This window comes from Burkholderia sp. Ac-20384 (assembly GCF_017104605.1).
GTDB lineage: Bacteria > Pseudomonadota > Gammaproteobacteria > Burkholderiales > Burkholderiaceae > Burkholderia > Burkholderia lata.
Genome location: NZ_JAAGPE010000192.1, coordinates 1 through 18,770, shown reverse-complemented (window position 1 = coordinate 18,770; position 18,770 = coordinate 1). Strand labels below are relative to the sequence as shown.

General features: G+C 68.4%; 18 protein-coding genes. 11 read left to right on the top strand and 7 right to left on the bottom strand.

Annotation, left to right across the window (positions count from 1 at the left end; genetic code table 11):
- The 3 genes from G3O00_RS28100 to speE all read right to left on the bottom strand — a co-directional run.
- Window positions 1-643: 16S rRNA (uracil(1498)-N(3))-methyltransferase (locus tag G3O00_RS28100; RefSeq protein ID WP_206144956.1), on the bottom strand; the 643-nt coding region annotated here is incomplete at its 3' end.
- Between the two features lie 17 nt (window positions 644-660).
- On the bottom strand, window positions 661-1,077 hold the full coding sequence (locus G3O00_RS28095) for a VOC family protein (RefSeq protein WP_041492737.1): 417 nt from the start codon (window positions 1,075-1,077) through the stop codon (window positions 661-663).
- A 164-nt stretch (window positions 1,078-1,241) separates the two neighbouring features.
- Window positions 1,242-2,099, bottom strand: a complete 858-nt coding sequence (gene speE, locus G3O00_RS28090) for a polyamine aminopropyltransferase (protein ID WP_206144955.1) — start codon at window positions 2,097-2,099, stop codon at window positions 1,242-1,244.
- Between the two features lie 216 nt (window positions 2,100-2,315).
- On the opposite strand from speE, the gene tkt reads away from it, so the two are divergent.
- Both tkt and gap read left to right on the top strand, forming a co-directional pair.
- On the top strand, window positions 2,316-4,388 hold the full coding sequence (gene tkt, locus G3O00_RS28085; RefSeq protein ID WP_206144954.1) for a transketolase: 2,073 nt from the start codon (window positions 2,316-2,318) through the stop codon (window positions 4,386-4,388).
- A gap of 89 nt (window positions 4,389-4,477) precedes the next feature.
- A complete protein-coding gene (gene gap, locus G3O00_RS28080; protein WP_011350914.1) occupies window positions 4,478-5,488 on the top strand; it encodes a type I glyceraldehyde-3-phosphate dehydrogenase in 1,011 nt (336 codons plus the stop codon).
- 89 nt (window positions 5,489-5,577) lie between these two features.
- Here the strand turns inward: gap and G3O00_RS28075 are convergent, their stop codons facing one another.
- Entirely contained in the window at window positions 5,578-6,480 is a 903-nt protein-coding gene (locus G3O00_RS28075) for a LysR substrate-binding domain-containing protein (RefSeq protein WP_206144953.1), read from the bottom strand.
- A gap of 151 nt (window positions 6,481-6,631) precedes the next feature.
- Between G3O00_RS28075 and G3O00_RS28070 the strand changes: the two genes are divergently transcribed.
- From G3O00_RS28070 to G3O00_RS28055, 4 genes are all read left to right on the top strand, one after another.
- Window positions 6,632-7,405, top strand: coding sequence for an SDR family NAD(P)-dependent oxidoreductase (locus tag G3O00_RS28070; RefSeq protein ID WP_206144952.1), 774 nt, complete (start codon window positions 6,632-6,634; stop codon window positions 7,403-7,405).
- A gap of 155 nt (window positions 7,406-7,560) precedes the next feature.
- The gene (locus G3O00_RS28065; RefSeq protein ID WP_206144951.1) at window positions 7,561-9,009 is read left to right on the top strand and encodes an MFS transporter; all 1,449 of its coding nucleotides are present in this window, start codon (window positions 7,561-7,563) and stop codon (window positions 9,007-9,009) included.
- Between the two features lie 69 nt (window positions 9,010-9,078).
- Entirely contained in the window at window positions 9,079-10,032 is a 954-nt protein-coding gene (locus G3O00_RS28060) for a 2-hydroxyacid dehydrogenase (protein WP_206144950.1), read from the top strand.
- A gap of 10 nt (window positions 10,033-10,042) precedes the next feature.
- The gene (locus tag G3O00_RS28055) at window positions 10,043-11,101 is read left to right on the top strand and encodes an L-idonate 5-dehydrogenase (protein WP_011350919.1); all 1,059 of its coding nucleotides are present in this window, start codon (window positions 10,043-10,045) and stop codon (window positions 11,099-11,101) included.
- A 108-nt stretch (window positions 11,102-11,209) separates the two neighbouring features.
- On the opposite strand, the gene G3O00_RS28050 is transcribed toward G3O00_RS28055, so the two are convergent.
- A complete protein-coding gene (locus G3O00_RS28050) occupies window positions 11,210-12,409 on the bottom strand; it encodes an MFS transporter (protein ID WP_206144949.1) in 1,200 nt (399 codons plus the stop codon).
- Between the two features lie 312 nt (window positions 12,410-12,721).
- Between G3O00_RS28050 and cynR the strand changes: the two genes are divergently transcribed.
- Entirely contained in the window at window positions 12,722-13,612 is an 891-nt protein-coding gene (gene cynR, locus G3O00_RS28045; RefSeq protein ID WP_206144948.1) for a transcriptional regulator CynR, read from the top strand.
- A gap of 58 nt (window positions 13,613-13,670) precedes the next feature.
- On the opposite strand, the gene G3O00_RS28040 is transcribed toward cynR, so the two are convergent.
- On the bottom strand, window positions 13,671-14,393 hold the full coding sequence (locus G3O00_RS28040) for an FCD domain-containing protein (protein WP_206144947.1): 723 nt from the start codon (window positions 14,391-14,393) through the stop codon (window positions 13,671-13,673).
- Window positions 14,394-14,605: 212 nt separating this feature from the next.
- Between G3O00_RS28040 and G3O00_RS28035 the strand changes: the two genes are divergently transcribed.
- The 3 genes from G3O00_RS28035 to G3O00_RS28025 all read left to right on the top strand — a co-directional run bounded on the left by G3O00_RS28035 (window position 14,606) and on the right by G3O00_RS28025 (window position 17,573).
- Window positions 14,606-15,928 (top strand): C4-dicarboxylate transporter DctA, encoded by a 1,323-nt coding sequence (locus G3O00_RS28035; protein WP_206144946.1) that lies wholly within the window; start codon window positions 14,606-14,608, stop codon window positions 15,926-15,928.
- 104 nt (window positions 15,929-16,032) lie between these two features.
- Window positions 16,033-17,040 carry an allantoicase gene (gene alc / locus G3O00_RS28030; RefSeq protein ID WP_174934213.1) on the top strand — a complete coding sequence of 336 codons (1,008 nt, stop codon included), beginning with the start codon at window positions 16,033-16,035 and terminating at the stop codon, window positions 17,038-17,040.
- Between the two features lie 14 nt (window positions 17,041-17,054).
- Window positions 17,055-17,573: an ureidoglycolate lyase gene (locus G3O00_RS28025; protein WP_206144945.1), complete on the top strand. Its 519-nt coding sequence runs from the start codon at window positions 17,055-17,057 to the stop codon at window positions 17,571-17,573.
- Between the two features lie 178 nt (window positions 17,574-17,751).
- Here the strand turns inward: G3O00_RS28025 and fur are convergent, their stop codons facing one another.
- A complete protein-coding gene (gene fur, locus G3O00_RS28020; RefSeq protein ID WP_011350926.1) occupies window positions 17,752-18,180 on the bottom strand; it encodes a ferric iron uptake transcriptional regulator in 429 nt (142 codons plus the stop codon).
- 141 nt (window positions 18,181-18,321) lie between these two features.
- Between fur and G3O00_RS28015 the strand changes: the two genes are divergently transcribed.
- Window positions 18,322-18,770: outer membrane protein assembly factor BamE (locus G3O00_RS28015; protein ID WP_206144944.1), on the top strand; the 449-nt coding region annotated here is incomplete at its 3' end.

Genomic DNA, 18,770 nt, shown 5'->3' with positions numbered 1-18,770 from the left:
CGGGTGACAGCCCGCCTTCCGGCCCGATCAGCAGCGTGACGGTCGCCGCGGGCGGCGCGTCGGGCAGCGACGTGAACGGGATGCTCGCGCGCGGCGACAGCAGCAGCCGCAGCTCGCCGTCGGCCGGTGCGGCCGGCAGCGTATCGAGCCACGCGTTGAAGCCGGCGACCGGTGCGACGTCGGGCACGCGGTTGCGTCCGCATTGTTCGCACGACGCGCGCACGACGCCGCGCCAGTGCGCGACGCGCTTGTCCGCCCGCTCGCCGGACAGCTTCACGACGCCGCGCGCGGTCGACAGCGGTACGACCGCCGCCACGCCGAGCTCGACGGCCTTCTCGATCACCCAGTCCATCTTGTCGCCGCCGGCGATGCCTTGCGCGAGCGTCACGCGATAGGGCGGCTCGGCTTCGGCCGGTTCGAACGTGTCGATCTGCGCGAGCGCGCTGCGCTTGTCGATTTCGACGAGCCGCGCGCGGTACTGGCCGCCGGTGCCGTCGAACAGCGCGAGCACGTCGCCGGGCTGCAGGCGCAGCACCTGTGCGTGGCGCGCGACATCGGCCGGCAACGCGAGCGTGGCGTCGGCGCGCAGTGCCGCGTCGACGAAAAAGCGCGGCACGGCCGCGGTGGTGGTGGCTTCGTTCATGCGTGTAACGGTTGGGGTCATGCGTCGAGGCGGCGCCCGAGCGCCCATCGGTAGCCGTCGAGATCCTCGATCTGCGCGAACCGGTCGCCCCAGAACTGATCCTGCGGCGCGCTCAGCGACTTCGCGCCCGCGTCGAGCGCGCGCTGCCAGGTGGCGTCGACGTCGTCGACATACAGGTAGAACGATTGCGGCGCGGTGGCGTTCGCGCTCTTCGGCGTGAGCGCGGTCGAGCCGAATGCACCTTCGGGCGCGAACATCACGATCAGCTGGCCGCGGTAGGCCATCTCGACGTGCATGATCGCGCCGTCTTCGTCATGCACGTCGCGCAGCTCGAAGCCGAATGCGGCCTTGAAGAAATCGATGGCCGCGCGCGCGTTGCGTACGGCCAGGTAGGGCGTCAACCAAGGCACGTTGGCCGGACGTGGATCGGTCATGAAAATCTCCTGTGGGGGCGCTTGGGCACGTGCTCTGATTCCATGCTTCGGCGTTCGTTCAGGGGGGGCGGCGCGGCGTCCGGGGCGTTCCGCCCCGGTGCCATGCATCGCGAATCCTGCCGGGACGCGATGGAAAAACGGAAGCGAGGCGGCCGTGCGGACGTTCAGCGGCGAACGCCCAGTGTATCGCGCAGCGCGCACGGCAGGGCAAAGAGGGACGCATGCAGCCGCGCGTCGTAGTAGCGCAAGCCCTGGACGCGGCGGGCCGCGAGCCGTTCGTCGATGTCGTGTGCGAACAGCGCGGCCGCGTCGAGCGTGTCGCTCGCGATCGCCATCAGCCACTGCGAGCCGTAGAGCGGCACGTGCGCGGACAACGGGTCGACGACCGCGAAGCAGGCGCGCAGGTCGTCGAGCAGCGCGGCGATGCGCGCCGCGTGGAACACCGGCGAGCCGAGGTGCATCGAGATCGCGCCGCACGGTGTCAGGATCCGCTTGAGCCGCGCGTAGAACGCGCGCGTATAGAGGCCGGCCGCCGGCGAATCGGGCGGCGTGAGGTCGAACACGACCAGATCGAAGTGCTCGACGGTCGACTCGACGAAATGCGTGGCGTCGCCGATCACGACCTCGACACGCGGGTCGTCGAGCGCACCCTGGTGCACGTCGTCGAGATAACGGCGTGCCATCCCGACCACCTCGTCGTCGAGTTCGGCGATCACGATCCGCTCGATGCACGCATGCTTGAGCAGCTGGCGCGCCGCGCCGCCGTCGCCGCCGCCGAGCACGAGCGCCCGGCGCGGCGCCGGATGCGCGAGCGCGGCCGGGTGCGTCATGCACTCGTGATAGACGTACTCGTCGCCAACCGACGTCATCGGCCGGCCGTCCAGCGTAAACAGGCGGCCGAGCTGCGGGGTCTCCCAGACTTCGATCTGCTGGTGCGGGGACGCGACGCGCGCGAGCCGCCGCGCGTTCGGGAAGCCGTACGCGGCATCGGGCGTTGGGTGAAAGAGAAGAGTTGTGCTCACGGGCGGGCCGCTCAGGGCTGGCAGTTCCGACGTCTGAATTATAGGAGGCGGGCGGTTTGACGGAAAACCGTGCCGGAACACTGTGGATGGACAAGGGAAATGTCAGCCCATCTGTTAAAATGACGAGCTTTGCAGCCCCGTCCGTAGGCTCCGTCCGCTTCGCGTCCGTCAGGCGCCGCACCGCGCGCCGGGAACGATTGACGCTCGAGCTTCCGGATGCCGCCGTGCCCCCGTTTCCTCGACTCGTTCTCCGGACTCGACATGACGACTTCGTCTCCCGCCTCCACCACCCTGATGGCCAACGCGATCCGTGCGCTCGCAATGGACGCCGTCCAGCAAGCGAACTCCGGCCACCCCGGCATGCCGATGGGCATGGCCGAAATCGGCGTCGCGCTCTGGTCGCGCCATCTGAAGCACAACCCGACGAATCCGCACTGGGCGGACCGCGACCGTTTCGTGCTGTCGAACGGCCATGGCTCGATGCTGCTGTATTCGCTGCTGCACCTGACCGGCTACGACCTGCCGATGGAAGAGCTGCAGAACTTCCGCCAGCTGCACTCGAAGACGCCGGGCCACCCGGAATACGGCATCACGCCGGGCGTCGAGACGACCACCGGCCCGCTCGGCCAGGGTCTCGCGAACGCGGTCGGCATGGCGCTCGGCGAAGCGCTGATGGCCGACGAGTTCAACCGTGACGGCGCGAAGATCGTCGATCACCACACGTACGTGTTCCTCGGCGACGGCTGCCTGATGGAAGGCATCTCGCACGAAGCCTGCTCGCTCGCCGGCACGCTGAAGCTGAACAAGCTGATCGCGCTGTACGACGACAACGGCATCTCGATCGACGGCGACGTCGTGAACTGGTTCCACGACGACACCCCGAAGCGTTTCGAAGCCTACGGCTGGAACGTGATCCCGCACGTGAACGGCCATGACGTCGACGCGGTCGACGCAGCCATCGCAAAGGCGAAGCTGTCGGACAAGCCGACGCTGATCTGCTGCAAGACGGTGATTGGCCAGGGCGCGGCGACCAAGGCCGGCGGCCACGACGTGCACGGTGCGGCGCTCGGCGCGGAAGAAATCGCGAAGACGCGCGAAGCGCTCGGCTGGACGTGGGCACCGTTCGTGATTCCGCAGGAAGTCTATGCGGCATGGGACGCGAAGGAAGCCGGCAAGCGCGCGGAAACCGAATGGGATGCGACGTTCGCTGCTTATCGCGCCAAGTTCCCGGCAGAAGCCGCTGAATTCGAGCGCCGGATGGCCAACCAGCTGCCGGCCGACTGGGCCGAAAAGGCTGCGGCGATCATCGCCGGCGCGAACGAGCGCGGCGAGACGGTGGCGACCCGCAAGGCGTCGCAGCAGGCGATCGAAGGCCTGGCTGCCGCGCTGCCCGAGCTGCTCGGCGGCTCGGCCGACCTGACCGGCTCGAACCTGACCAACTGGAAGGCGTCGAAGGCCGTCCGTGCGAATCCGGAAGGCCCGGGCGTCCAGCTGGGCAACCACATCAACTACGGCGTGCGCGAATTCGGCATGAGCGCCGCGATCAACGGCCTCGCGCTGCATGGCGGCCACAAGCCGTTCGGCGGCACGTTCCTGACGTTCTCCGACTACAGCCGCAACGCGCTGCGCGTCGCCGCGCTGATGAAGGTGCCGTCGATCTTCGTGTTCACGCACGATTCGATCGGCCTCGGCGAAGACGGCCCGACGCACCAGTCGATCGAGCACGTGTCGAGCCTGCGCCTGATCCCGAACCACGACGTGTGGCGCCCGGCCGACACGGTCGAGACGGCCGTCGCATGGACCCACGCGATCGCCGCCGACCGTCCGTCGAGCCTGATCTTCAGCCGCCAGAACCTCGCGTTCAACCCGCGTACCGATGCGCAGATCGCGAACATCGAGAAGGGCGGTTACGTGCTGAAGGACTGGGATGAAGAGATCGTCGCGCGCAAGATCATCCTGATCGCGACGGGCTCGGAAGTCGAACTCGCGATGAAGGCCATCGAGCCGCTCGCGCAGCAAGGTATCGCGGCACGCGTCGTGTCGATGCCGTCGACCAACGTGTTCGACCGCCAGGACGCCGAATACCGCGAACGCGTGCTGCCGCACGGCGTGCGCCGCGTCGCGATCGAAGCGGGCGTGACCGCCTTCTGGCACAAGTACGTCGGCCTCGAAGGCGGCGTCGTCGGGATCGACACGTTCGGTGAATCGGCGCCGGCCGGCGTGCTGTTCAAGTACTTCGGCTTCACCGTCGAGCACGTCGTCGAGACCGCCAAGGCCGTGCTGGCCTAAAGAGACAGATGCGACGCGCGCCCCCCTCGCGCGCGTCGCACCGTGAAGCTGCACGAAACGAATTTTTTTCAGCCATCAGGAGATAGACCATGACGATTCGCGTCGCAATCAACGGCTACGGCCGCATCGGCCGCAACACGCTGCGCGCGTTCTACGAGAACGGCAAAAAGCACGACATCGAGATCGTCGCGATCAACGATCTGGGCGATGCGAAGACCAACGCGCACCTGACCCAGTACGACACCGCGCACGGCAAGTTCCCGGGCGAAGTGTCGGTCGACGGCGATTACCTCATCGTCAACGGCGACCGGATCCGCGTGCTGGCCAACCGCAACCCGGCCGAACTGCCGTGGGGCGAGCTTGGTGTCGACATCGTGATGGAGTGCACGGGCTTCTTCACGACCAAGGAAAAGGCGAGCGCGCACCTGAAGGGCGGCGCGAAGAAGGTGATCATCTCGGCGCCGGGCGGCAAGGACGTCGACGCCACGATCGTCTACGGCGTGAACCACGACGTGCTGAAGGCCGAGCACACCGTGATCTCGAATGCATCGTGCACGACGAACTGCCTCGCGCCGCTCGTCAAGCCGCTGCACGACAAGATCGGCCTCGAAACGGGCCTGATGACGACGATCCACGCTTACACCAACGACCAGGTGCTGACGGACGTCTATCACGAAGACCTGCGCCGCGCGCGTTCGGCCACGCACAGCCAGATCCCGGCCAAGACGGGTGCTGCTTCGGCGGTCGGCCTGGTGCTGCCGGAACTGAACGGCAAGCTCGACGGCTACGCAATTCGCGTCCCGACGATCAACGTGTCGATCGTCGACCTGTCGTTCATCGCGAAGCGCGACACGACGGTCGAGGAAGTCAACGCGATCATGAAGGAAGCATCGGAAGGCGCGCTGAAGGGTATCCTCGGCTACAACACCGCACCGCTGGTGTCGATCGACTTCAACCACAACCCGGCTTCGTCGACGTTCGACTCGACGCTGACCAAGGTGTCGGGCCGCCTCGTGAAGGTGTCGAGCTGGTACGACAACGAGTGGGGTTTCTCGAACCGCATGCTGGATACGGCTGTCGCATTCGCGAACGCGAAGTAATCCCGCACGTTGCGCGGCCGCCGCAAGGCGGCTGGCGTAGCGAACGAGCCCGGCCCGGTTTTCCGGCCGGGCTTTTTTATTGCCTGCCGTTATTGCCCGCCGTTGTTGCTCGATGCTGCCGTCACCTGCTCGAGCGCGGCGACGAACGCGCGCTTTAGCGGGCTGTCGAGGTCGGTCCAGGCGAGGCCGATGCCCGTTCGGTGGCCGGCCAGATCGAGCGGCCGCGCGAGCACGTTCGGCGGCAGCGCGCTGGCGGCTTCCGCCGGAATCAGCCCGATGCCCATCCCCGCCGCGACGAGCGCGAGCATCGTCGTGAACTCCCCGAACTCCTGCGCGATCTCGAGCGTCGTGCCCGCGCGGCTCAGCGCGAGCAGCATGTCGTCGTGAAAGCCCGGCGCGTAGCGGCGCGCGAGCACGAACGCGGGCTGGCCGCGCAGCGCGGCCGGCGAGATCGCATCGTGCGCGGCGAGCGGATGGTCGAGCGGCAGCGCGACGACGAAACCTTCTTCGAGCACCACGCGCGTGTCGATGCCCGCATACGCGGCCGGCAGCCGGATCATCCCGAAATCGATCCGCCGGTCGCGCAGCGCGGCGATCTGGTCGGGCGTCGGCAGGTCCTTCAGTTCGAGCGTGATCAGCGGATAGCGCTCGCGCATCGTGCGCAGCACGGCCGGCAGCAGCACGGGCAGTACCGACGACACGAACGCGATCCGCAGCGTACCGATCTCGCCGCGGCTCGACAGCCGCGCCATCTGTTCCGCGCGCGCGGCCTGCTGCAGCGTGGTGCGTGCCTCGGGCAGGAACACGCGCCCCGTATCGCTCAGTTCGACCTTGTGCCGGTCGCGCTCGAACAGGCGCGCGCCGAGCTCTTCCTCGAGCGCCTTGATCTGCATGCTCAGCGCGGGCTGCACGATGAACAGGCGCTGCGCGGCGCGCCCGAAATGCAGCTCTTCCGCGAGCGTGACGAAGGCGCGCAATTGCTTGAGTTCCATGGGCGGCGGGCAGGAGAGGGCGGTGATCAGGTTTCATGATAACCGGATCAAAAAAGACCATTGGCGCAGCGCCCGGCCGGCGACCGAAGATACCGTCAACGCGAGACCGGCCGCGATGGGCCGCCGGCTCGACTGGCACGAGGAGACACGCATGACCAACGCGCTTGAACGGTTCCGCCTCGACGGCCGCCGCGCACTGATTACCGGTTCCGGACGCGGAATCGGGCTGACGCTCGCCCGTGGGCTGGCCGAAGCGGGGGCGGCGATCGTCATCAACGATCGCAATGAGGAGAAGGCCGCGACGCTCGTGCGGCATCTGCGCGAGGAAGGCTTCACGGCCGACTACGCGATATTCGACGTCGCCGAGCACGCGCAGGTGCGCGCGGCGATCGACGATTTCGAGGCGCGCGTCGGTGCGATCGACATCCTCGTGAACAACGCGGGCATCCAGCGCCGCGCACCGCTCGACGCGTTCGAACCCGACGACTGGCACGCGCTGATGCGCGTGAACCTCGACGGCGTGTTCAACGTCGCGCAGGCCGTCGCGCGGCACATGATCGCGCGCGGCCGCGGCAAGATCATCAACATCTGCTCGGTGCAGAGCGAGCTCGCGCGGCCGACGATCGCGCCGTACGCGGCGACCAAGGGCGCGGTGCGGATGCTGACGAAAGGGATGTGCGCCGACTGGGCACGCCACGGCATCCAGGCGAACGGCCTCGCGCCAGGCTATTTCGAAACCGAACTCAACCGCGCGCTGGTCGACGACGCAGCGTTCTCGGACTGGCTGTGCAAGCGCACGCCGGCCGGCCGCTGGGGGCGCGTCGACGAGCTGTGCGGCGCGGCGATCTTCCTCGCGTCGGCCGCGTCCGATTTCGTGAACGGCCAGACGCTGTTCGTCGACGGCGGGCTGACCAGCGCCGTTTAAGCGGCGGCGCTTGCGCCGTGTGCGCAGCGCCGTTGCGCCGGCTGCGGCCGGCATCCGAATTCCCAGAAGAGCCCGCCGTGATGAGCGGGCCGATGTCCCGGTCGCGCGACGCGTAGCCGGGTTCCGGAACGGAAGGCAGGAGACAGGAGACAACGATGGATCGCATTTCCCCGCCGCCCGCGCGGCACGATGCAGGGTCCGGTGCGCCGGGCGAGACCGGCGAGCGCCGCGGCGTCGACACGAAGCAGCTCAACCGTGCGGCATGGACCTGCTCGCTCGGCAGCGCGCTCGAATACTACGATTTCGCGTTGTACACGCTCGCGTCGGCGCTGGTGTTCGGGCCGCTGTTCTTTCCCGCACAGACCGCCGAGATGCGGCTGATCGCGAGCTTCGGCACCTACTTCGTCGGCTTCGCGGTGCGCCCGCTCGGCGGCGTCGTGTTCGGCATACTCGGCGACCGGATCGGCCGCAAGTTCGTGCTGACCGCGACGGTGCTGCTGATGGGCATCGCGAGCACGCTGATCGGCGTGTTGCCGACCTTCGCGACGGCCGGTTACTGGGCGCCCGCGCTGCTGATCCTGCTGCGCATCCTGCAGGGCCTCGGTGCCGGCGCGGAGCAGGCCGGCGCCGCGGTGCTGATGACCGAATACGCGCCGCCGGGCAAGCGCGGCTTCTATGCGTCGCTGCCGTTTCTCGGTATCCAGCTCGGCACGGTGCTCGCGGCGGCCGTCTATTTCCTGCTGCTCGCGAACATCGACCGCGTGACCGACGGCTGGGGCTGGCGCGTGCCGTTCCTGTTCAGCGCGGTGATCGTCGCGGTCGGGATCTACATGCGCGTGCGGCTGCACGAGTCGCCGACCTTCGTGCGGCTCGAGAAGCGTGCGCAGGTCCTGGCCAATCCGCTGAAGAGCGCCGTGCAGCATTCGAAGCGCACGCTGCTGATCGGCATCGGCCTGCGGATGGCCGAGAACGGCGGCTCGTCGATTTACCAGGCGCTCGCGGTCAGCTATCTCGCCGGCGTGATCGGGATGAAGGGGCCGATCGGTGCGCTCGCGCTGGTGTGCGCGGCGACCGTCGGCGCATGCACGGTGCCGCTGGCCGGCTGGCTGAGCGACCGTTACGGCCGCGTGCGCGTGTATCGCACGTTCGCGTGGCTGCAACTCGCGCTCGCCTTCCCGGTGTGGTGGATCTTCAGTCACGGCAACGTGGTCGCGAGCGTCATCGCGATCTCGGTCGCGCAGGGCTTCGCGAACTGGGGGATGCTCGGCGCGCAGGCCGCGCTGCTGCCCGAACTGTTCGGCGCGCGCCATCGCTACATGGGCGTGTCGTTCTCGCGAGAAGTGTCGGCGGTGCTGGCGGGCGGGATCGCGCCGCTCGCCGGCGCGACGATCATCGCGACCGTGATCGCCATGCACGGCGGCGACCATACGGCCGGCGTGCGCGCGTGGGTGCCGATTGCCGCGTACCTGGTGCTGCTGACGCTGATCACGCTGTTCACGACGTCGAGGATGCCGGAAACGCTGAACCGCGATCTCGACGATCCGCTCGACGCGGCGCAGGCGGCACCGGCCCCGGACGCCGATGCGCTCGCGCGGCACGCATGAACGGGCCGGGCGGCTGACGCGGCCCGGCACGCTTTCGCATTCAACTTATCTCGACAGGAGCAAGCGCAGATGGCGCACGAATCGACCCAGCGGCCCGAACTGCTGATGACGGGCCCTTACCAGCCGTGGGACGACGCATGGCTGGCCGGCTACAACGTTCACCGGCTGTGGGAAGCCACCGACCGCGCGGCGTTCCTCGCCGAACACGGCGCCGGCGTGCGCGCGATCGCGACGCGCGGCGATCTCGGCGCGAATGCCGAGCTGATCGCCGCGCTGCCGAAGCTCGAGATCATCTCCTGCTACGGCGTCGGTACCGACGCGATCGATCTCGCCGCCGCACGTGAACGCGGCATCCGCGTGACGAACACGCCCGACGTGCTGACCGGCGACGTCGCCGACCTCGGCGTCGGGCTCGCGCTCGCGATGATGCGTCGCATCGGCGCCGGCGACGCGTACGTGCGTTCCGGCGCATGGTCCGACGGCGACATGCCGCTCGTCACACGGCTTTACGGCAAGCGCGTCGGCGTGGTCGGCTTCGGCCGGATCGGCACGACGATTGCGCGCCGGCTGTCGGGCTTCGACGTCGAGCTCGGCTGCTTCGACGTCGCACCGCGCACGGACAGCCCGCACCGCTTCTTCGGCGACCTCGCCGAGCTGGCCAGCTGGTGCGACCTGCTGATCGTCACGCTCGCGGGCGGGCCGACGACGCGCCACCTCGTCGACGCCGCGGTGCTCGACGCGCTCGGGCCGCAAGGCTATCTGGTGAACGTGTCGCGCGGCACGACCGTCGACGAACCGGCTTTGCTCGACGCGCTCGAGCGCAACGCGATCGCCGGCGCGGCGCTCGACGTGTTCTGGAACGAACCGCGCATCGACCCGCGTTTCCTCGCGTTGCCGAACGTGCTGCTGCAGCCGCACCATGCGAGCGGTACGATCGAGACGCGCCAGGCGATGGGCTGGCTCGTGCGCGACAACCTTGCCGCGCACTTCGCCGGTGCGCCGCTGGTCACGCCGGTCGTCTGAGGAGGCTGTCATGCGTATGCGTTGCATGTGTGTCGTGATCCACGGGCCGAACGACCTGCGGGTGGAAGAGCAGGACGCGGGCGAGATCGGCCCGGGCCAGGTGCGTGTCGATGTCGCGATGGGCGGCATCTGCGGCTCCGATCTCCATTACTTCCGGCACGGCGGTTTCGGTGCGATCCGGCTGCAGCAGCCGATGGTGCTCGGCCACGAGGTGGCCGGCACGGTCGCGGAAGTGGCGCCGGACGTGACGTCGGTGAAGGTCGGCGATCGCGTCGCGGTCAATCCGAGCCGGCCGTGCGGCGCATGCCGCTACTGCCTCGAAGGGCTGCCGAACCAGTGTCTCGACATGCGCTTCTACGGCAGCGCGATGCGGATGCCGCACGTGCAGGGCGCGTTCCGCAATGCGCTCGTGTGCGACGCGGTGCAGTGCGTGAAGGTTGCCGATCACGTGCCGCTGTCGCTCGCGGCGCTCGCCGAACCGTTCGCGGTCGGGCTGCACGCGGTGTCGCGCGCGGGCCCGCTGATCGGCAAGCGCGTGCTCGTGTCGGGCTGCGGGCCGATCGGCGTGCTGGCGGTTGCGGCGGCGCGCGTGCACGGCGCGGCGGAGATCGTCGCGACCGACGTGGTCGAGGCACCGCTCGAAGTGGCGAGCGCGCTCGGCGCCGACCGCACGATCAATGCGGCGACCGATGCCGGCTGGGTCGAGCGTTACGCTGCCGACAAGGGCACGTTCGACGTGATGATCGAGTGCTCGGGCAATGCGCGCGCGCTGCGCGACGGGCTGGACGTGATGCGTCCGCGCGGCGTCGTCGTGCAGCTCGGGCTCGGCGGCGATGTCAGCCTGCCGCAGAACGTCGTGGTTGCGAAGGAGCTGTCGATCTGCGGATCGTTCCGTTTTCATGCGGAATTCGCGCTCGCGGTGCAGCTGATCAATGCGGGGCGCGTCGACCTGCGCCCGGCCGTCACGCGCGTGTTCCCGATGCGCGATGCGAACCTCGCGTTCGAACTGGCCGGCGACCGGCAGCGCGCGATGAAGGTGCTGATCGATTTCGCTGACGAGGCTGCCTGATCGTGAGGCGCTGACGCACGACGGTATCCGCGTCATGAAAAAAGGCACGCCCGCGGTTCGCGCGGCGTGCCTTTTTGCGTCGTACTGCGAAAACGGACTACCGGCGCATTACTGCGTAACCTGCCGCACGCCGACGCGCTGCGATGCGAGCCACAGCACGATCAGCACACCCGACAGCGCCGCGCCCGCAACGCACACGCCGCGCCAGCCGTCGATGCCGTACGCGACGCTCGCCGCGAATGACCCGAACGCCCCGCCGATGAAGTAGCTCGTCAGGTAGATCGTCGTCACGCGGCTGCGCGCATTGCCGGCCAGCGCATAGATCACGCTCTGGTTCGAGATGTGCATGCCCTGCACGCCGACGTCGAGCAGCAGGATGCCCGCGATCAGCGCGGCGAGCGAGTGCGCGCCGGTCGCGATCAGCGCGAACGACGCGAGCACGGCCGCCGCGAACAACCCCGTTGCCGCATTGCCGTGCCCGCGATCGACGAGCCGGCCGGCCGACGTCGCCGCGAGCGCGCCCACCGCGCCGACGACGCCGAACAGGCCGATCTGCCCTTCGGAATAGCTGTACGGCGGCTGGCTCAGCAGGAACGTGAGGCCCGTCCACAGCAGGCTGAAGCACGCGAACACGAGCGCGCCGTAGGTCGAGCGCAGCGCGATCAGCGGTTGCGCGCGCACCAGCGCGACGAGCGACTTCATCAGCGCCGCATAGTCGAGGCGCGCATCGCGGCGATCCTTCGGCAGCTTCACGGCGAGCACGACGGTCAGCACCGCCACCATCACCGCGGCGATGCCGTACACCGCGCGCCAGCCGAACCCGTCGGCGATCGCGCCGGCCGCGACGCGCGCGAGCAGGATGCCGAGCAGCAGCCCGCTCATCACGGTGCCCACTGCGCGGCCGCGCGAGCGTGCGTCGGCGAGCGACGCGGCGAACGGCACGAGCAGCTGCGTCGAACAGGTGACGAAGCCGACCGCGACGTTCGCGACGACGAACATCGTGAAGTTCGTGCTGAACGTGACCGCGACCAGCGCGACGACGTTGAGCATCAACAGCCGCACGATCAGCGTATGACGGTTGACCGCGTCGCCGAGCGGGACGATCAGCAGCAGGCTTGCCGCGTAGCCGAGCTGCGTCAGCGTGACGAGATAGCCGAGCTCGGTCGGCGCGCGCCCGAAGCTGCGCGCGATCGCGGCGAGCAGCGGCTGCGCGTAGTAGATGTTGCCGATGACGATGCCGCACGCGCAGGCGAACAGCAGCGTCATGCCGCGGGTGAGGGGGGGATGGGTGTCGTGATGCGGTTCCATGGTCGCGAAAAACAGCGGCGCCGGCCGGCGGCACGGGGCCGTCGGATGCGCGGGGTGACGGAAATCGGGGCCGGCGTCAGCGGATCGGCGGTGAGCCGATGCGCGCCGGGCGGATCGCGGCCGGGCCCGGATCGGGCGGGCGGCGGATCGTCGTGCGGCGGGCGGAGGCAGGGCGGGCCCGGGCGAGCCGTTCCGGTGCGATGACAGCGGCGATGCACGGGAACGGATGTGCGTATGATGCGGGAATCGAACCATAGCGTCCAAGACTGGATCGTTATGCGCTTCATTGGTAAAACCAATACATTGGCCGCCATGCTACTGCGCCACATCCGCTATTTCCTGGCCGTCGCCGAGCAGCGCAGTTTCACGCGCGCGGCCGACGCGCTGCACGTCTCGCAGCCGACGCTGTCGCAGCAGGTGCGCCAGCTCGAGGAATCGCTCGGCGTGCAGTTGTTCGACCGCTCGGGCCGCACGGTGCATCTCACCGAGTTCGGCGAAGTCTATGCGCGCCATGCGCGCGCCGCGCTGCACGAGCTCGATACGGGGCAGCGCGCGCTGCATGACGTCGCCGATCTCGGCAGCGGGTCGTTGCGGCTCGCGATGATGCCGACCTTCGCGGCCTACCTGAGCGGCTCGCTGATCGACGCGTTCCATGCCGACTATCCGAATGTCGCGCTGTCGATCGACGCGATGCCGCAGGAACGCATCGAGGCGTTGCTGGCCGACGACCGGCTCGACGCGGGCTTCGCGTTCATGCCGCCGCGCGCGCCGGACATCGACGCGCTGCCGCTGTGGGACGAGCCGCTCGCGCTCGTGACGGGCCGTACACACCGTCTCGCGCGGCGCCGCCGCGCACTGACGCCGGCCGAGCTCGGCGGCGAGCCGCTGGTGCTGCTGAGCCGCGCGTTCGCGACACGCGAGAGCATCGACCGGTATTTCATCGAGCACGGCGCGCAGCCGAAGATCGCGATCGAGACGAATACCATCAGCGCGGTGCTGGAGCTCGTGCGGTGCGGCCGGCTCGCGACGGTGCTGCCCGACGCGGTCGCGCGCGAGAGCGCCGACCTGTGCGCGCTGGAGATCGATCCGCCGCTGCCGGCGCGCACGGCTGCCCTGCTGACGCGCAAGGGCGCGTACCGCAGCGTCGCGGCGCGCGCGTTCATCGAGCGTGCGCTCGCGTATCGCGATCCGTCGGGAGGTTGACTGGTACGACCGGGCGGTGCGCGCGGCGGGCCGCTCGACCGCCGGACCGCCCGCCGCGTTATGCGCGCGGCGTCGGGAAGAAGATACCCGCGCGCTGCGCGGCGTTCGCGATGTGCGTTTCGATCGCGGTGCCTGCCGCCGCCGCATCGCGCGCGATCAGCGCGTCGACGATCGCGCGGTGCTCCTGCCACGTCGACAGCAGCAGCTCGCGCCGGTAGAACGGCATGCGCTGGCTTTCCTTCATGATGTCCGAGCTGCTGCGCAGCACCGATTCGATCGCCGCGTTGCCGGCGAGATGGATGATCCGCATGTGGAAGTCGAAGTCGAGCTGCGACGCCGCGTCGAGCGCGCTTTCGGTGAGCGCGACATGCAGGTCGGCGAGGTTGTCCTCGAACCACGCGATGTCGTCGTCACTGACGACGTGCGCGGCCATCCGCGCGGCGAACCCTTCGAGCGCATAGCGCATCTGGTACGTGTCGGGCGGCGACGACTGCTCGGCGAACCGCCATGCGTGCGCGGCCGTGGCCTGCGCGCTTTCGACGTATACGCCCTTGCCGGCGCGGATGCGCAGCATCCCGAGCGCCTCGAGCGTCGAGAGCGCCTCGCGCAGCGACGCGCGGCTGATCTCCAGCTCCTCGGAGAGCTGGCGCTGGGCCGGCAGCAGGCTGCCGACCGGATAAACGCCTGCCTCGATCCGGTCGCGGATCGTCGCGATGGCGGCGTCGGTCACGGTATGCGGAACGTTTTTCATGATGTGAACTTTGGCCGGTCTGACCGGCATTGTAATCCGCACGCAGGCGGTGCATGACCGGCCTACGGGAAAGCCACGATCTGCCCCTGTCCGGTGCATCGAAACCAGGCGGGCAGGGGCGGGAAATCCCTATTTCGTCCGTCCTTGACTCCACTATATCGGCTTCCTACTATCCACCATAACATCACTGGTCTTACCAGTATGAACAGACGAAACTGCAACCGTTGGATCGGGAGAGCGCCGTGTCGAAATTCCTCAATTCGCTGTTTGGCCGAGTAGTCGTCGCATTGATTCTAGGGATCGCGCTCGGCGCGTTCTTCCCGCATTTCGCCGAGTCGTTGCGACCGCTCGGCGACGGCTTCCTGAAGCTCATCAAGATGGTGATCGGGCCGATCGTGTTCTGCGTCGTGGTCAGCGGGATGGCCAACGCGGGCGACCTGAAGAAGGTCGGCCGGGTCGGCCTGAAGGCCGTCATCTACTTCGAGATCATGACGACGCTCGCGCTCGGCATCGGCCTCATCCTCGCGTGGCTCACGCGGCCGGGCGTCGGGATGAACATCGACCTGCGCTCGCTCGACGCGTCGTCGCTCGCGTCGTACGCGAAGAACGCCGAAAGCCTGAAGGACACGGCCGGCTACCTGATGAAGATCATCCCCGAGACCGCGATCGACGCGTTCGCGAAGGGCGACATCCTGCAGATCCTCGTGTTCGCGGTGCTGTTCGGCTCCGCGCTGTCGCTGCTCGGCGACAAGGCGCAGCGCGTCAACTCGCTGATCGAGGAACTGTCGCACGTGTTCTTCCGGATCATCGGCTTCATCATCAAGCTCGCCCCGCTCGGCGTGCTCGGCGCGATCGCGTTCACGACCGGCAAGTACGGCGTTGCGTCGCTCAAGCAGCTCGGTTACCTCGTCGCGGTGTTCTACCTGAGCTGCTTCGTGTTCGTCACGGTCGTGCTCGGCACGGTGATGCGGCTCGCGGGCTTCTCGGTGTTCAAGCTGATCCGCTACCTGCGCGAGGAACTGTCGATCGTGCTCGGCACGGCGTCGTCGGACGCGGTGCTGCCGCAGGTGATGCGCAAGCTCGAATACATGGGCGTGAAGGATTCGACGGTCGGCCTCGTGATCCCGACCGGCTATTCGTTCAACCTCGACGGCTTCTCGATCTACCTGACGCTCGCCGTGCTGTTCATCGCGCAGGCCACCAACACGCCGCTGTCGACGCATGACCTGATCGTCGTGCTGCTCGTGTCGCTCGTCACGTCGAAGGGCGCGCACGGGATCCCGGGCTCGGCGATCGTGATCCTCGCGGCGACGCTGTCGGCGATCCCCGCGATTCCGGTGCTCGGCCTCGTGCTGATCCTGCCGGTCGACTGGTTCGTCGGCATCGCCCGCGCGCTGACCAACCTGATCGGCAATTGCGTCGCGACGGTGGTCGTCGCGGTGTGGGAGAACGACATCGATCGTGCCCGCGCGAAACGCGTGCTGAACCGCGAGCTGCGCTACGTGCCGGCCGAAGAGGAAGACCGCGCGGCGCCGGTCGCCGGCGACCAGGCTCACGCGCTCTGAGCGCCCCCCCGCGCGGGGCGGCTTCCCCTGGTCGTCCCGCGCAACCGAATTCATGTGGCCGGCGCCTCGAAGTGCCGGCACGTCATCGAACCTCAGGAGACGACATGGCAGCCCCCATCCTCGATCCGAACGCGCCGGCCTTCACGCGGCGCTACATGAACCTCGCCGACCCGCGCCTCGGGGCGCAGGCGCTCTTTGCCAGCGACGAATTCTTCGCGCCGAAGGAGCGCATGCTGAATCCCGAGCCGGCCGTGTTCATTCCCGGCAAGTACGACGACCACGGCAAGTGGATGGACGGCTGGGAAACGCGCCGCAAGCGCACGACCGGCCACGACTTCTGCGTGGTGCGGCTCGCGCGGCCGGGCGTGATCTACGGTGTCGACCTCGATACGAGCCATTTCACCGGCAACTTCCCGCCGGCCGCGTCGATCGACGCGTGCGTCGCCGAAGGCGACATGCCGCCCGACGACGCGCAATGGCGCCCGATCGTCCCGGCCACGACGCTGCAGGGCAATTCGCATCACTACGTGAGCGTCGACGATGCGCAGCCCTATACGCACCTGCGCGTGAACCTGTACCCGGACGGCGGGCTCGCGCGGCTGCGCGTGTACGGCCAGCCGCAGCGGGACTGGCGCCAGGTGCCGGCCGGCGAGCTCGTCGATCTCGCGGCAACCGAGAATGGCGGCTACCTCGTGGCCGCGAACAACCAGCACTTCGGCCCGGCATCGCAGATGCTGATGCCGGGGCGCGGCGTGAACATGGGCGACGGCTGGGAAACGCGGCGCCGCCGCGAGCCCGGCAACGACTGGGCGATCGTCGCGCTCGCGCGGCCGGGCATCATCCGGCGCGTCGAGGTCGATACCGCGTTCTTCAAGGGCAATTTCCCCGACCGCTGCTCGCTGCAGGCTGCACGGGTCGCAGGCGGCACCGACGATTCGCTCGTCACGCAGGCGATGTTCTGGGCCGAGCTGCTCGGCGAGCAGAAGCTGCAGATGGACCACGTCCACACGTTCGACCAGCTCGCCGCGCTCGGCCCCGTCACGCACGTGCGTTTCAACATCTTCCCGGACGGCGGCGTGTCGCGCCTGCGTCTGTGGGGCGAGCCGGCTTGAAGGAGGGCAATGGCATGAGCGAATCCCACATCCTGCGCGTCGAGCGCCTGACGCGCGAAGCGTTCGCGCCGTTCGGCGACGTGATCGCGCTCGAAGGCGCGCGGCATTTTCCGATCAACGGCGGCACGACCGAGCGCTTCCACGATCTCGCGACGATCGACGTGTGCGCGGACGGCGGCCGCCCGCTCGTCAGCGTGTTCCGCGCGCAGCCGCGTGCGCTGCCGGTCGCGGTCACACTGATGGAGCGCCATCCGCACGGCAGCCAGGCGTTCATCCCGCTCGCGGCCGTGTCGCGCTACGCGATCGTCGTCGCGCCGGCCGGCGAATTCCGGCCCGACGCGATGCGCGCGTTCCTCTCGGAAGGCTGGCAGGGCGTGAACTATGCGAAGGGCGTCTGGCACCATCCGCTGCTCGCGCTCGACGCGGTCAGCGATTTCGTGATCGTCGATCGCGGCGGCACGCAGCCGAACTGCGACGAGATCCCGCTCGAGCGCGCGTGGGCGCTCGAGTTCGAACCGGCCTGCGCGGCCTGACGCAAGTTGCAACGCCCACTCCGGCTACCTGACGGCAGCCGGGGGCGGACGGGTCGAAGGGTTTTCGAAAGCAGGGGCGCACGACTCACACGGCGGCGTGCGGCCGCTATCCCGAAAAGATCACGGCCCGGGCGGCGAGATGCCGGCCGGGCCGTGTTGCGTGCGCGAAGCGCGCGAATCAGTGCTTGCGGTGCGGGCAGTTCTCGGTCGTGCAGGAACCGTACATCGCGAGCGAGTGCTCCTGGAGCCGGAAGCCGCGCTCCTTCGCGATCGCCTGCTGGCGGCCTTCGATCTCGGCGTCGAAGAACTCCTCGACACGGCCGCAATCGAGGCACACGAGGTGATCGTGGTGCGAGCCTTCGTTCAGTTCGAACACGGCCTTGCCGGATTCGAAGTTGCTGCGGGTGAGCAGGCCGGCCTGCTCGAACTGCGTCAGCACGCGGTAAACGGTGGCCAGCCCGATGTCGAGCTGCTCGTTGAGCAGGTTCCGGTAGACGTCTTCTGCCGTCAGGTGGCGCACCGGGCTTTGCTGGAAGATCTCGAGAATCTTGAGGCGCGGTAGGGTGGCCTTTAGCCCGATATTCTTGAGATCCGTCGGATTGGTCATGGCTAGGCATCCCTAGAGTACAATGCAGGGCTTCAATGTTACCGGCTTTTCGCCGTTCCAGAAACACGCGCGGCCTGCACACGGGCCTGCACGGTGAGGGAAATGATTCCAGAATCTCTTTCGCACTTTCAGAGGAGCCGCATGCGGAGTGTCATCATCGCTGCCGCCGCCGTTGCCGCGCTGGCTGGTTGTTCGTCGTACGACAGCGTAACGCAGCGCATCGCGCAGAGCATCACCCCCTACCGGATTACCGTCGTGCAAGGCAACTTCGTGTCGCAGGAGAAGGCCGCACAGCTGCAGGTCGGCATGTCGCGCGAGCAGGTGCGCGCGCTGCTCGGCACCCCGTTGCTGGCCGACATGTTCCACGCCGACCGCTGGGATTACCTCTTCTACTTCAAGCGCGGCTCGACGGCAGTCGTCCAGCAGCGCGATCTCGTCGTGACGTTCTCGGGCGATCGCCTGGCGGGCTGGACGGGGGCCGACAACCTGCCTTCGGAACTCGACCTGCTGGCCGACATCGACGGCGACCGCGGCGGCAAGAAGGCGAAGGCGGCCGCAGCGGCGAAGAAGGCCGCCGAGGCTGCCGCAGC